Here is a 13,119-nt window from a genome sequence, read left to right on the forward strand (position 1 = left end):
ATGCCAAATTGGTATCTTCTAGCAGTATTGGTGCTGTGACAGATTTGGATTTGTTCAATAACTAGTTATTAAGCCAATAGCCATTTAAGTTAGTAAATCGCTTTCATTATTTGATATCATGTCCGCCTAATTAGTTATAATTCCCGCATCTATGCAAAAACTAGGAAAACTTCTTTCCCCCTGCTCCCTGCCCCTAATCCCCAAAGGGGCCCCGAGTTCCCCCCAAACGGGGAGGGGTTGGGGGTGGGGTGTTACTTTTGCAACAAGTCTAATGACTAACTCCTAAACAACCTTGTATACTGCGTTTCATGCTGCATACTCGCCAGTGATAAACCCCAACTACAACAGGCGAGTTCATCATCCTCCAACGCCAGAATTTCCAATGCCGTAACGCTAAATAATGGTTGTAAATCTAGTAATAACTGCTGTCCTGTTGTTTGTCCAAGGGGGATAAGTTTCACACCCGCAGTAATCAAATTACTTGCCCAACTATGCAGATATGCGAGTAATGCGGCTTGGATACTGATTTGCCAATAGGCAACGGCAATGCCAAAAGCGATCGCATAATTGCAAGGATTACCGACAGCATTGGCAATAGGTATAATCTGCGGTTCTAGTTTACCAAGTAATTGGATGAGCGATCGCCCCATCTGCCAACTAGAGGCGCGTAATTCTTCTGTTTCTCTAGCTGCGGATAACCACAGATTCCAACGACATAGCGATTCTAAATCACCCATTTTTGCAGATTGGTGCGATCGTACCATTACCCCTGCCTCTAACCGAATTGCCCCGTAGAGCAACTCTGCTTTTAACCAATCTTTGAGATGTGTGTGGTTAGCGATCGTACTATTTTCTACCAGCATTTCCAAACCTTCAGAATAACTATATGCTCCCACAGGTAAAGCAGGACTAGCCAACTGTAAAATACTCAAAAGATGACTATCAGTGAGCATGATGGTGTTGTCCATAAGCTCCCAATTCTGGCTGAAACGGTAAAATTTCCTCTTTAATTTCTAACCCCAATTGTTCTAACATGGTGCGTAAAACCGAATCTGAAGACAAACGTAAATAAGTTGGAGTAATTTCTACAGGTACATGGCGATTTCCCAAATGATATGCCGCCCGTAATAATAAAAGTGGTGTTTGGGCAAAAGCAGTCAATACTAGTTCTGGTTTGGCTGTAATTCTGATTAAACTGCTATGTGTTTCTTCTTGCAGAATATCGCCATCATGTAAGACAGTTCCTCTGGGTAAATGTAAAAACACAATACCATCTTCCGTTTCAAAACGATGACGGCTACGAGTACGTTCTTCTGCTGTCAGCGCCAGAGTAAAAGTAACTGCGGCATCGTAATTAGGTGGTTTAAGTTGGGTAAATGTCAGCATACAGAGTTTTTTTTTGCCTGAACTTCCGCTTTTTATTATGGTTGTAATTTAAACCTCATAGTTACCTTGCCCGAAGAAAAGATAAAATTAAACAAATAAAGGCAACGAGCCAAACGGGAACAATTATGAACCAAGCCGTTGAGGGAGTACGCTGGACAATTCACGATTTAGAGGTTCTACCCGAAAATGAGTGGACACGCTATGAAATTATTAATGGAGAACTCTTTGTGACTCGCACTCCTCACCGCCGTCATCAACAAGTTTGTGTTAAGATTGCTCGACAACTCGATGTTTGGTCAGATTCGAGTGGTTTAGGAGAAACAATTGTAGCTCCAGGGGTGCTTTTTTCGCAAGCAGATAGCGTCATACCAGATGTTGTTTGGGTAAGTCGAGAACGACTGGCGCAAATTGAAGATGAAGCGGGACATTTAACAGGCGCACCAGAGTTAGTAGTAGAGGTTTTATCCTCTGGTAAACAAAATGAACTTCGAGACAAAGAAGCAAAACTGAAACTGTATTCAGTTCAAGGCGTGCGTGAGTATTGGATTGTTGATCGCTTTACTAAAAAAATAGAAGTTTATCGGCGAGAAAAAGCACAGTTGGTTTTAGTTGCTACTTTGTTAGGTGATGATGAGATAACATCGCCACTTTTACCCGGATTTTGTTGTTCTATTAATTGCTTTTTCCCTGAAAAATAGCAAACTCGATAAGGTTGATGAAAACCTAATCGCTAAATATACATGCAAATCTTGATTCTTAAATTGATGATATTGAACTTGAAATTTTCTGGTCAAGGTTGATAGCCGCAACATAAAATCATGCCTCCTTGCCAGTTAATTGGTTTCATGTCATAACCTTTTGTCACTATTCGACATAACCTTCTCTTAATCTTTTATTCGTATCTTGAGGTTGAAAATATCAGGGTTTCTATTGAAAATTTAGTAGTCTTTTGTGAAGCTTTATTGACATAAGCCCAAGCGTGACTATCAAAAATAACTTCTAGAACTCTGTTTACACAGTAAATACAAACATCATGATACAAATTCAATACTTACAGCCTCCGGTAATCAGATATGACTATTCCTCGCCCATAGTCAGAATAGCTGATAGCCAGAAAAAGGATGATGAACCCTTCTATAAGCGTCCTGGAAAGTTTAAGAGTGTACTTTTACTATCAATTGATGGTTTGCGTCAAGCAGATTTGTCTGATCCTAAACTACAAAAGTATTTGCCGAACATCAATTGTTTGAAACAAACGGGTATCAGTTACACTAACGCTTTTACTAGCACTCCTTCCGATTCCTTTCCTGGTGTATTGAACTACTTAACAGGAGCAAGCCCCAAAACTACTGGGGTTTATTATGACGATACATATAGTCGAGTATTATCAGAAAAACTAGGTTCTCCTGCTGGTATAGAAGTTGAATTTGCGGAAAACATTGATAAAAACTCGGATCTCCTTAGCGGTGGCGGTGACTTCGGGATAAATAGTATTGATCCAGGCAAATTACCAGTAGACAGTAATGGAAATCGTGTTTATCCTCACAACTATCTAAAGGTAAATACCATTTTTGAAATAGCTAAAGCTTCAGGTTTGCACACTGCATTTATTGATAAACATCCTGCTTATGACATTGCCAATGGCCCTTCTGGTAAAGGAGTTGATGATTTCTACGCTCCAGAAATAAATGCCAAAGTTGCCTTAGAAAATGGTAAGCTTGTAGACCAATCAACAGCACAGAATCCTGGTAATCTCACATTTAAAACGACAACTAAAGACATTAACCTTACGGAAGCTTACGATGATCTGAAGGTAAATGCGATACTGAACGAAATTGCTGGAAAAAATTCACAAGGCACAGCTAAACCCGGAATTCCCGCGATTTTTGGCATGAATTTCCAAGCTCTCAGTGTAGCCCAGAAAGATGCTAGCAGTAATGGTGGTATTGCCAGCAATGGCACACCTTCGCCAGGTTTAATTAATGCTCTGGAACATACGGATAGCAGTATCGGCAAGATAGTAAATACATTAAAGAAAGAAGGGAAATTTGAATCGACACTGATAGTTTTGACAGCGAAACATGGTCAAAATCCTCGTTTGGGAACAGCTACCCTTATTCCTGAAAATACTTTTACAGATGCCTTAACGAAAGCTGGTATTACAGTTAATCAGGCTACTCAGGATGATGTTGCTTTACTCTGGCTTAAGAATCAGAACCAAGGCAGCATTGCAACAAGTGTTTTAAAAAAACTGGCAAATTCAGCTATTGATACAGTTTATTCGGGTGGCGCACTATTAGCAGCAGGTTTTGGCAATCCGTTGCAAGAAGATCGTACTCCTGATGTCATTATCAAACTCAAACCAGGATATGTGATTTCAGACAGCACTAAAAGGGCAGAACACGGCGGTTTTTCTGATGATGATACCCATATTTCTCTGATCCTCAGTAGTCGTGGACTAGAAGATCGTGTTAAGGGAACTTTTCAGATCAAGAAAGTTTCTAGCAAACAGATTGCAGTTACAGTATTGGAGGCACTGGGACTTGATCCAAGGAGACTCCAGGGAGCTAAGTCTGAAAATACACTTGCATTACCGGGAACGGAAATTGAAGATGCTAGAAAGTTTTGAGAATCTTTCAATAGAGATTTCTGGTGGTAGCTAAACACGTCATTGGGAAAAGGCGATCGCATTTTTTTATGTGCTTTTATATCATGTCTGCTTGATTGCTTATTAAACCTGAAGAACCCCTCTCCGTCAAAGCTGCGCTTTAGCTCCCCTCTCGAAGCAACTGGCGCAGCATTGAGAAAAAACAATTTTATTTTACAAGTCACCTTGAAAGGGTTAGTCCTAATAATATTATTTTGGTATTAATTTGAATAGATTTATGCAACGCCAAAAAAGGAGAGTATTGCTACTCTCCTAACGTAATCTGAGGGAAAACTTTCAGCTTAGTGATTAAAACGGGCTTGACGTTCACGCAATTCATGAGCGCGTCGTTCACGGGCTTGGCGTTCACGTAATTCACGAGCGCGTCGTTCACGAGCTTGACGTTCACGCAATTCACGAGCGCGTTGTTCACGGACTTGACGTTCGTGTTGGGCTTTATTGTTATTAAAAGCTACAGTATTACTACGATTAAAATGATCTCGCTCAGATTTAAATTCAGCAGCATTAGCATTTTGAGAAAGAGCAGCAATTGAAGCAGCTGCTAATAAACCTCCAAGAAGAATAGATTTAAAGCGGTTCATATATCCTTTAATCTCCGTTGCATTGCTTGATTTGTATATTCTTAATTTAATCGGAATAATCAGGCACACGCCTGTATCTAACGTCACGCTTAAATAGTTACTTTAGTCATTAATACTAAGATTTACAGCAGAATTCAGGAGTCATACCAATTCACAATTCGCAGGCAATGTAAACCAGAAAGTTGCCCCTGCATTCAATGCACTATTAATACCAATTTCGCCGCCGTGAGCATGGATGATTTGCTTACATAAATACAAGCCCAATCCCAAACTTACAGAATTGCGGATACTTGTATCCCGAAAGTAAAGCTCAAAAAGCCGATCGCTTTGCTGTTGACCAATGCCCACGCCGTTATCACTAACAGTACAATAAATCATCTCACCTTCACGGGTAGCGTTAATTGTCAGGAGCAAACCAGGGGGATTATGTTTCAGCGCATTCACAATTAAGTTAGAAAAAACTCGCCATAGTTGCGTGGGATCTGCATTCACTAATGGCAAATCTGCGGATACCAGATTTGTCAGCTTGGCTTGATTTTGCTCTAGCAATGGCTCTAAATCTGCGATCGCAGCTTCGACAACTGTCAGTAATTGTACGGCTTGACGCTGCAAAACAACACCTTGCACCTCGCTGATATGAGCTTCCATCAAGGAATTAATTAAATTAAGTTGGCGATCGCTACTTTGAATCATCCGCTCTAAAATTGAGCGTGAAATCGAAATATTCTCTTCTTTCCGGGCAAGCAAATTTTTCAGCACCATTAAAGTACCTAGCACTGGATTGCGTAAGTCGTGGGAAACTGCATGGAAAAATACTCGTAGTTCTTCTTCAGTTTGTTTACGCTGGGTAATATCTTCAATCAAACCTTCGTAGTAAAGTAGCTTTCCTTGTTCGTCATGCACTGCGTAGGCTTTTTCCGAAATCCAGACAATACTTCCGTCTCGGCGATAAATTTGGGACTCAAACTCGGAAACGCTGCCATACTTTTCCATCAGGCGGACAAATTCGGCGCGGCGGTTCGGATCAACATACAATTGTTCAATAACAGTAGAATTTGCTGTCACTTCCTCCGCTAAAGAGTAGCCATAAATGCGTGCTAAAGCAGGATTTGCTGTAATGTAACGTCCATCAGGACTGCTTTGAAAAATCCCTTCAACGGCGTTTTCAAAAATGCTGCGATATTTAGCTTCTGCAACCTTAAGTTTTTGGTAGGCAGATTCCAGTTCTTTATGGGCGTAAAACTCAGAACGTTGCAGGCGATCGTACAGATAAACACCGATATCACATATAGCACAAAACCAAAAAATGTATAAAATGAACGTTACATTATATATTTCTGGATGGTCGGGGATTGGTGTTTTTAGTCCAAATACTGTATTCACACCAAAATAGTAAGTTAGCACACTTACTTGAGTCAGCAGGTGAAGAATCCAGCAGACGGGCATCAACACAGCTTGACTCAAGAATAACAGCGACCAGCCGATGGTATCAGGTAATGCGAAACCTGTGATGGTTGCAAACAACTGTGAGGCTAAACTAATTGACCAAGAAGACCCCAAAAATAATAAATCTGGACGATCGCGACCTAACTTAGTTTTATGTAAAGCAAGGCAGATTAGTATATTCAGCAACATTGCAATATTAATTACAAGGCGCTGAGTTCTAAGTACTTCTGGCAGGTGCTGCAACTGTGCAAAAGGAAAAAATAAGCCGTAAATGTCTCGCAAAGTAAAAGATAACAGACACATCAGCGCCAGCCATAACCATAAACGCAATCTCTGCCACAAAAAACGGTTACGCCAATCTCTGTAAAGATTAGTGGTTTCATCTTTTATTGGTGCAGAAAAGCTTTGTCTGCACCACCTTTGCACTGTTGTAAACAGAGTAGCTATTAGCATCCGAGCAACTTTGCCCATACCTTGAGGGTGTTTCTCTAACTCAACATTGCCATAAATAACACCCTCTCATTTTTTGGTGACTTATGGGCGATTTGTTGGAGATATTGCTAAAGGTAGTGTAAACCAGAAAGTTAACCCGCGCTTGCGGTTACTAATAACACCGATTTCGCCGCCATGTGCTTTAATAACTTTTCGACAAAGATAGGTTTTTAAACCAATGCTTGTGGAACAACAATCTTGGGGATCGCGGACATGCAGATCGAAAAGGCGATCGCACTCTAGTTTACTCATGATCACACCGTCATCTTGAATCTGAGTGCGAATCATTTTGCCCTCAACGCTGGCACTCAGAATAAAATTTAAGCCTGGTGGATTATTTTGCAAGCTATATGTTATTAAATGTGCTAAAACTTTCTCTAACCGAGTCGCATCTGCCATCACTAATGGTAAATCGGCAAGAACCAAGTTCTTCAGAGTTGCTTGATTTTGTCTGAGTATGGGTTCCAGCTGCGTGAATGTTGCTCCCAGTAGAGTGTTAAAATCCACAGGTTCGGGTTTAATGTCAATACCTTGTTTTTCACAAGAATTAATTTCTAGCAATGAGTTAATCATCGTCAGTTGGCGATCATTCCCTTGAATCATCCGCTCAATTATCGAGCGAGATACTGGAATTGGGGATTGGGCATGGGAAAGAGGCAGAGGGGCAGAGGGGATCGGGGGCAGAGGGGAAAGACTTGCTGTAATTTTTCCCCTGCTCCCCTGCTCCCCTGCTCCCTTGCTCTCCTGCTCCCCTGCTCCCTTGCTCCCCTGCTCCCCTGCTCCTCCACTCCCCACTCCCTGATTTAACAAATTCTTTAACACCATCAAGTTACCCATCACCGAAGTTCGTAAATCGTGGGCAACTGTGTGCAAAACAACATCTTTTACCCGATGCAATTCTTCAACTTCTTGCATTTTCTGCTGCAATTGTGCTGTTCGTTCTTGTACCTGGTGTTCTAAATTAGTGTTAAGTTCTGCAAGTTTTTGGTAAATCTGGCTTTGGTGAATGGCGATCGCTACTTGTTCTGACATTTGCTGTAACAAATCAATTTCTATTGGTTGCCAATGACGCGGGCCTGAACATTGATTGGCAATTAACGCCCCAAATAATTCATTACCTAGCATAATTGGTACACTCAAAGCCGCCTTCGTTTGGAATTTTTGAAAGTGCGCTTTGACTTTGGGAGATAATGCTACTTGTGTTACATCTTCAATGACACGCACAAGATTATTTTTGAGTAAGTTTCTTAATTCTTGTAGATAAGCTTCATCATTAGTAGACCATCCTGTAACTGATGGATACTTGGGAGCGACTGATTCTGCAAGAGTTCTGGCTCCTAATTTGGTATTATTTAAACAAATAAAAACCCGATCTGTTTGCAGAAATTGCCTGACTTCCGTCACTGTGGTTTGAAGAACTTCTTCTAAGTTAAGGGAAGACCGAATTCTAACTAATGTTTCTGCCAACAAGCGATCGCGTTCTGCTGATAGATGTAATTGTGCTTCCACCTGCTTGCGTTCTGTAATGTCGTGATGGACTGCTAAAATCGAAGGCAAACCATCTAAATCAATGATTTCGGCTGAAAGCAGCGTTGTAATTATTTTGCCTGACTTTTGCCGAAATTCAAATTCCAAGTTGCGAACAACTCCTGTAGCTTGCAACTCTTGTAACAAATTCTGGCGATCGCGATCGTGTACCCAAAGATTTAAGTCAAAAGAAGTTTTACCAATCGCCTCATCTCGCTCATAACCTGAAAGTTTCACAAAACTGTCGTTAACTTCGATGAAGCGTCCTTCTTGGAGTGTGCTAATAGTAATTGAATCGGGGCTACAACTAAAAGCTTTAGCAAATTTTTGGGCAAGATTTTGTAAGGCGACTTCTGCTTGTTTGCGTTCTGTAATGTCTCGGACAATTGCTACTACCTCATCTTGACCACTCACTACCAACCGCGCCTCATAATCTTTGACTCCCAAAGGCGTTGGTAGCTGATATTCACAAGTTTGCAAAGTTCCAGAATCTAAAGTTTTAGCGATCGCTTCTAGACTAATTGCAGCAACATCACTAGGCAATAACTCGTGTACATGTTTCCCAACTATTTCTTCTCTCGAAAGAGTGATATTTGCTCCTTCACTTTTCAAATCTAGATACTCGCTATCACGGCTGATGCGAAACATTAAATCGGGAATAGCGTCCAAAATTGCTTGATAACGCGCCTCACTCTCAAGCAATTTTTCTTCGGCTTGTTTTCGGTCTGTAATATCCATGACCAAGCCATTCCAAAGCAAATCACCTGATTCTTGTAATTCAGGTTGCGAACTAGCTTGAATCCATTTAAGTTTTCCACTGGGCGTAATGATGCGACCTTCCCAATGCCAAGATGTATTATTTGTAGTACAATAAGTTATAGATTCTGTAAAAGCTTTTATATCCTGTGGATGAATCAGTTTGTATAGCACCCGAAAGTCTTTATGTATAGTTTCTGGTTCTAATTCATACAAATATTCACAACCAGAACTAATATAAAGGACTAGCACAGAACCATCCTGCTGTTGCAGAACTTGGAAAATCATTCCTGGTAAATTGACAGCAACTTTTGAGAGCAAGTTAATAGCGTCTTGCTGGCAATTTGGTGTATACAGCGATTTTACAACGGTTTCATCCACTCTTTGACCCTTTGATACACAAGCTGTTGATGTACAATTAAAAGCCAGAATAACTAACTTAACGGTTTTGATTCTGTAGGCATAATCGCTAACAGAATCAAAACTGCACCTTCTTTCAGAGTAGTTCCTGATGAGGCGATCGCATTCCCCCAATCGGGTGAACGATTTGCCAGATAGAGAATCATTTCAGGAGTGCTGAGTTATATTATGTCCAGGTAATTTAGTTATGATTCCATAGTCATTACGTGCCAGATGCTCCACTTTGTATTTCTTCTTCTTACAAAGGGAGAGACTAGCGCCTGCTGTAGGATGCCCGAACGCGATGGCATCGTTAACTTGACAGACTACTAGAATAAAGATATTGCTTCCACCCAAACTGATAACATGAATACTACCACCGTCAGTTTACCTCCTACCCTCGAACTAAATATCGACTTGACTGACGAGCAATTTTTTCAGCTTTGCCAAAATAATCGAGACTTAAAGTTTGAGCGGACAGCTTCAGGGGAATTAATTATTATGCCACCTACGGGGAGTAGTACTAGTGACCGTAATGCCGATTTAACTTATCAATTAAGAGCTTGGAGTCGTCAAAATAAACTAGGAAAATCCTTTGACTCTTCTGGTGGTTTCAAACTTCCCAACGGTGCAGAGCGTTCTCCAGATGCTTCCTGGGTGAAAATGGAACGGTGGAATTCTTTAAGCGAAGCAGAAAAAGAAAGATTTGCTCCTTTGTGTCCTGATTTTGTAGTTGAGTTAATGTCTCCAAGTGATTCCTTAGAAAAAACGCGAGCTAAAATGAGGGAATACATGGAGAATGACGCTAGATTAGGTTGGTTAATTAATAGAGGACAGCAACAGGTAGAAATTTATCGTCCCAATCGAGAAGTTGAGATTTTACAAAGTCCTAAAACTTTATTGGGAGAAGATGTTTTGCCAGGATTTATTTTAGATTTGGCGGAAGTTTGGTGAGTAATTTCCTTCCCTGAACCATTCATAATCAATCATAACCCCGATAACTTTGATGAAGTCGGGGATCTGCGCTCACGAGTTTGTACATTAACAAACTGACATAATCAACTTTGATCGCAAGAATCAGATAGAAAGTAGTTTCTCGATACAGCTAATCTATTCTCATTTAGAACATGAATAGATTTACTAACATGGAGAAATTAATAATAGGTTTTTGGAGTGGATAGTTTCTGTATTATGGCGATGCTGGGTCTTTTTTATCAAAAAAGGCAGGAGGGCGTTCGGCGAAGACTCAGTAAAGCCGCAGAGGTTAGGAAGAAAATCCACCATTTGCCTTACTAGCCAGTTTTTCATATTCAGGTCGTAAAACTGACATGATAATCAGGGAATCATAACCATTTCCTGATTTTAGACATTCGCGTAGTTTTCCTTCTACAAAAAAACCAGCATTTTTGTAGATAGCCTGAGCACGATGATTTTGCTCTTTAACATCTAGCCATAACCGATGTGCTTTGTATGTCTCAAACACCAATTTCTTAATCATTTCAACAGTGTCTTTGCCATAACCTTGCCCCTTCTGTGTGATGACAATGCGACGAAACTCAATACTCTGATTTAAATTAAGCAGTCCAGCCAAAATAACGTAGCCAATTTTTGTTTCTGTTTGCACAATCAGATGAGCAATATCAGAATCAGCGATCGCTTGAAGATGCTGTTGATATGACCAAGGAATGATGTACTGTCGATTATCGTCATCATACTCAGCTTGCAGAACATAATCGAGATCAGCTTCCTGTGTTTTGCGTAGACTTAAACTGTGCATGATCTCATTTAAGGACGTATTATCATCAGTTTATTCATTATTGTGAACGGTTACGTTTCTCTTCGGTGAACATTTACCAGCATCAGGTTCATCTTTGCGGATCTAGTTGTCATTGACGGTAGGGTGATGAAAGCAAATTAATTCCTTAATAAAAAATATATTGAAGGAGGCATTAATGCAATTACAACAAACACCAGTCTTGGAAGAAACTTTTTGGCAAGCCGTTCTCAATCGAGATCCCACAACTGACGGCAAGTTTTTCTATGGTGTTCGCTCTACAGGCATTTATTGCCGACCTATTTGCCCTAGTCGCAGACCAAATCGTAATCAAGTTTGTTTCTTTGAGTCGGCACAAGAGGCTGAAATTGCAGGTTTTCGACCTTGTAAACGCTGTCAGCCACAACTTGAAACAGTTCCAAATACAGCTAAGTCCAAAGTTTTAGCAGCATGTCGATATATTGAAGCACAAGGCGATCGCATCCCAACCCTCTCAGAATTATCCTCTGAAGTTGAAATGAGTCCTAGTTATCTACAAAGAATATTTAAGCAAATAATTGGCGTATCCCCTTTTCAATATGCAGATGCGCTGCGTAGCCAACGATTGAAGCAGCGTCTTCAGTCAGGCGAGGAAATTGCTCATGCAGTTTACGACACGGGATATGGTTCAAGTAGCCAACTGTATGAGAAAGCACCGAAACAACTGGGAATGACACCAAAAATTTACCAACAAGCTGGAAAGACAATCAGCATTGTTTATGCGATCGCTCCATGTCCACTAGGATATTTGCTTGTGGCAATAACAAAGAAGGGTATCTGTGCCGTTAAACTAGGTGATGAAACAGACAAGCTTAAACATATTTTGAACCAAGAATTTCACCAAGCGCACATCATACGTGATGACCACACACATAAGGAATGGATACAAGCAATCCTCGACTTCATTGCAGGAGGTGAAACACATCTTGATTTACCACTTGATGTCCGTGGAACAGCATTTCAGAAACAAGTGTGGGAAGCATTACAAAAAATTCCTTATGGCGAAACCCGTACTTATACAGATATCGCCCGTAATATTGCCAAACCCCAGGCAGTCCGTGCTGTAGGTAATGCTTGTGGCGCTAATCCGATCGCGCTAATTGTACCGTGTCATCGGGTGCTGCGGAGTGATGGCAGTCTTGGTGGTTATCACTGGGGAATTGAGCGCAAACAAAAACTGCTTACACAAGAATCGAAATTTCTCAAAGATGACTCAAACACCTGAACTAGAATCGTTGACTGAAGAAAGTCTTACCCTTGGTTTAATGGTGCTTGCCAAACTTGATAGCGATTTGGCTCGGATTTTAGAAACACTGGGGCCTCCACCTATATGGTCAAGACAACCGGGTTTTGCAACACTGTTGTGTATAATTCTGGAACAGCAAGTTTCAGTAGCGGCTGCAAGGGCTGTATTTACGCGTCTATGTGCGGTTGTTGTAACTCTGACGCCAGAAAATTTTCTGCTATTGAATGATGTTGAATTGAGAGCAATTGGATTCAGCCGGCAAAAAATTTTATACTGTCGTGGGTTGGCGAATACTATTGCAACTGGTCAGCTTGACTTAAGCAAGCTAGAAACAATGGACGAAACTACTATTAGAACTGAGTTAAAGCGTCTTAAAGGTATAGGAGACTGGACAGTTGATATTTATTTGTTAATGGCGCTGCAACGTCCTGATGTCTTTCCCAAAGGAGATTTAGCGATCGCGATCGCTCTACAAAAACTCAAAAACTTGGCGACGCGTCCAACACCCGCACAATTAGAAGCAATGACACAGCACTGGCGACCGTGGCGAGCAGTTGCGGCAAGACTTCTATGGCATTATTACCTAAGTAGTCCCAAATAATTACTCTTTCTCCCTTCTCTAACGAGACGCTGCGCGTTTACCTAGTGTCTCGTAGAGATGGCGCACTTGGTGAACCAGCGCTGTAGGCGGGTTTCCCGCCGTAGGCGACTGGTGTTAGCGTAGCGGTAGCGTTAGCGAAGCGGTAGCGAGGAACGAGCGTCCGTAGAAGCGTCACCCGAAGGGCGATTCGTATAATAAATATAA

Annotated in this window: 13 protein-coding genes; 5 read left to right on the plus strand and 8 right to left on the minus strand. The window is 41.1% G+C overall.

Features of this window, described 5'->3' with window-relative positions:
- Nucleotides 1-275: 275 nt before the first annotated feature.
- Both RMY00_RS17925 and ureE read right to left on the minus strand, forming a co-directional pair.
- The gene (locus RMY00_RS17925) at nt 276-968 is read right to left on the minus strand and encodes an urease accessory protein UreF (RefSeq protein WP_322648819.1); all 693 of its coding nucleotides are present in this window, start codon (nt 966-968) and stop codon (nt 276-278) included.
- The gene (gene ureE, locus RMY00_RS17930; RefSeq protein ID WP_322648820.1) at nt 943-1,386 is read right to left on the minus strand and encodes an urease accessory protein UreE; all 444 of its coding nucleotides are present in this window, start codon (nt 1,384-1,386) and stop codon (nt 943-945) included. The genes RMY00_RS17925 and ureE overlap by 26 nt, the downstream gene beginning before the upstream one ends.
- Before the next feature lie 125 nt (nt 1,387-1,511).
- On the opposite strand from ureE, the gene RMY00_RS17935 reads away from it, so the two are divergent.
- Nucleotides 1,512-2,084 carry a Uma2 family endonuclease gene (locus tag RMY00_RS17935; protein ID WP_322648821.1) on the plus strand — a complete coding sequence of 191 codons (573 nt, stop codon included), beginning with the start codon at nt 1,512-1,514 and terminating at the stop codon, nt 2,082-2,084.
- Between the two features lie 335 nt (nt 2,085-2,419).
- Entirely contained in the window at nt 2,420-4,015 is a 1,596-nt protein-coding gene (locus RMY00_RS17940) for an alkaline phosphatase family protein (protein ID WP_322648822.1), read from the plus strand.
- A 320-nt stretch (nt 4,016-4,335) separates the two neighbouring features.
- On the opposite strand, the gene RMY00_RS17945 is transcribed toward RMY00_RS17940, so the two are convergent.
- The 4 genes from RMY00_RS17945 to RMY00_RS17960 form a co-directional block, all read right to left on the minus strand.
- Nucleotides 4,336-4,722 (minus strand): hypothetical protein, encoded by a 387-nt coding sequence (locus tag RMY00_RS17945; RefSeq protein WP_322648823.1) that lies wholly within the window; start codon nt 4,720-4,722, stop codon nt 4,336-4,338.
- A 54-nt stretch (nt 4,723-4,776) separates the two neighbouring features.
- Nucleotides 4,777-6,552 carry an ATP-binding protein gene (locus RMY00_RS17950; RefSeq protein WP_322648824.1) on the minus strand — a complete coding sequence of 592 codons (1,776 nt, stop codon included), beginning with the start codon at nt 6,550-6,552 and terminating at the stop codon, nt 4,777-4,779.
- Nucleotides 6,553-6,615: 63 nt separating this feature from the next.
- Nucleotides 6,616-9,237, minus strand: coding sequence for a PAS domain S-box protein (locus RMY00_RS17955; protein ID WP_322648825.1), 2,622 nt, complete (start codon nt 9,235-9,237; stop codon nt 6,616-6,618).
- 53 nt (nt 9,238-9,290) lie between these two features.
- On the minus strand, nt 9,291-9,422 hold the full coding sequence (locus tag RMY00_RS17960) for a hypothetical protein (protein WP_322648826.1): 132 nt from the start codon (nt 9,420-9,422) through the stop codon (nt 9,291-9,293).
- Between the two features lie 199 nt (nt 9,423-9,621).
- On the opposite strand from RMY00_RS17960, the gene RMY00_RS17965 reads away from it, so the two are divergent.
- Nucleotides 9,622-10,209, plus strand: coding sequence for a Uma2 family endonuclease (locus RMY00_RS17965; RefSeq protein WP_322648827.1), 588 nt, complete (start codon nt 9,622-9,624; stop codon nt 10,207-10,209).
- 310 nt (nt 10,210-10,519) lie between these two features.
- Here the strand turns inward: RMY00_RS17965 and RMY00_RS17970 are convergent, their stop codons facing one another.
- Nucleotides 10,520-11,032, minus strand: coding sequence for a GNAT family protein (locus RMY00_RS17970; RefSeq protein ID WP_322648828.1), 513 nt, complete (start codon nt 11,030-11,032; stop codon nt 10,520-10,522).
- Nucleotides 11,033-11,207: 175 nt separating this feature from the next.
- Between RMY00_RS17970 and ada the strand changes: the two genes are divergently transcribed.
- Nucleotides 11,208-12,293 carry a bifunctional DNA-binding transcriptional regulator/O6-methylguanine-DNA methyltransferase Ada gene (ada, locus tag RMY00_RS17975; protein WP_322648829.1) on the plus strand — a complete coding sequence of 362 codons (1,086 nt, stop codon included), beginning with the start codon at nt 11,208-11,210 and terminating at the stop codon, nt 12,291-12,293.
- Nucleotides 12,277-12,915 (plus strand): DNA-3-methyladenine glycosylase 2 family protein, encoded by a 639-nt coding sequence (locus tag RMY00_RS17980; RefSeq protein ID WP_322648830.1) that lies wholly within the window; start codon nt 12,277-12,279, stop codon nt 12,913-12,915. Before ada ends, RMY00_RS17980 begins: the two co-directional genes overlap by 17 nt.
- A gap of 37 nt (nt 12,916-12,952) precedes the next feature.
- Here RMY00_RS17980 and RMY00_RS17985 read toward each other — a convergent pair whose 3' ends face one another.
- Nucleotides 12,953-13,090, minus strand: coding sequence for a hypothetical protein (locus RMY00_RS17985; protein WP_322648831.1), 138 nt, complete (start codon nt 13,088-13,090; stop codon nt 12,953-12,955).
- Nucleotides 13,091-13,119 lie beyond the last annotated feature (29 nt).

The sequence above is a fragment of the Nostoc sp. ChiVER01 genome, assembly GCF_034531155.1.
GTDB lineage: Bacteria > Cyanobacteriota > Cyanobacteriia > Cyanobacteriales > Nostocaceae > Nostoc.

Excerpts from the sequence above, each read along its gene's own strand:
- RMY00_RS17925 (WP_322648819.1), bottom strand. The coding sequence starts at position 968 with ATGGACAACACCATCATGCTCACTGATAGTCATCTTTTGAGTATTTTA.
- ureE (WP_322648820.1), bottom strand. The coding sequence starts at position 1,386 with ATGCTGACATTTACCCAACTTAAACCACCTAATTACGATGCCGCAGTT.
- RMY00_RS17935 (WP_322648821.1), top strand. The coding sequence starts at position 1,512 with ATGAACCAAGCCGTTGAGGGAGTACGCTGGACAATTCACGATTTAGAG.
- RMY00_RS17940 (WP_322648822.1), top strand. The coding sequence starts at position 2,420 with ATGATACAAATTCAATACTTACAGCCTCCGGTAATCAGATATGACTAT.
- RMY00_RS17950 (WP_322648824.1), bottom strand. The coding sequence starts at position 6,552 with ATGGGCAAAGTTGCTCGGATGCTAATAGCTACTCTGTTTACAACAGTG.
- RMY00_RS17960 (WP_322648826.1), bottom strand. The coding sequence starts at position 9,422 with ATGATTCTCTATCTGGCAAATCGTTCACCCGATTGGGGGAATGCGATC.
- RMY00_RS17965 (WP_322648827.1), top strand. The coding sequence starts at position 9,622 with ATGAATACTACCACCGTCAGTTTACCTCCTACCCTCGAACTAAATATC.
- RMY00_RS17970 (WP_322648828.1), bottom strand. The coding sequence starts at position 11,032 with ATGCACAGTTTAAGTCTACGCAAAACACAGGAAGCTGATCTCGATTAT.
- ada (WP_322648829.1), top strand. The coding sequence starts at position 11,208 with ATGCAATTACAACAAACACCAGTCTTGGAAGAAACTTTTTGGCAAGCC.
- RMY00_RS17980 (WP_322648830.1), top strand. The coding sequence starts at position 12,277 with ATGACTCAAACACCTGAACTAGAATCGTTGACTGAAGAAAGTCTTACC.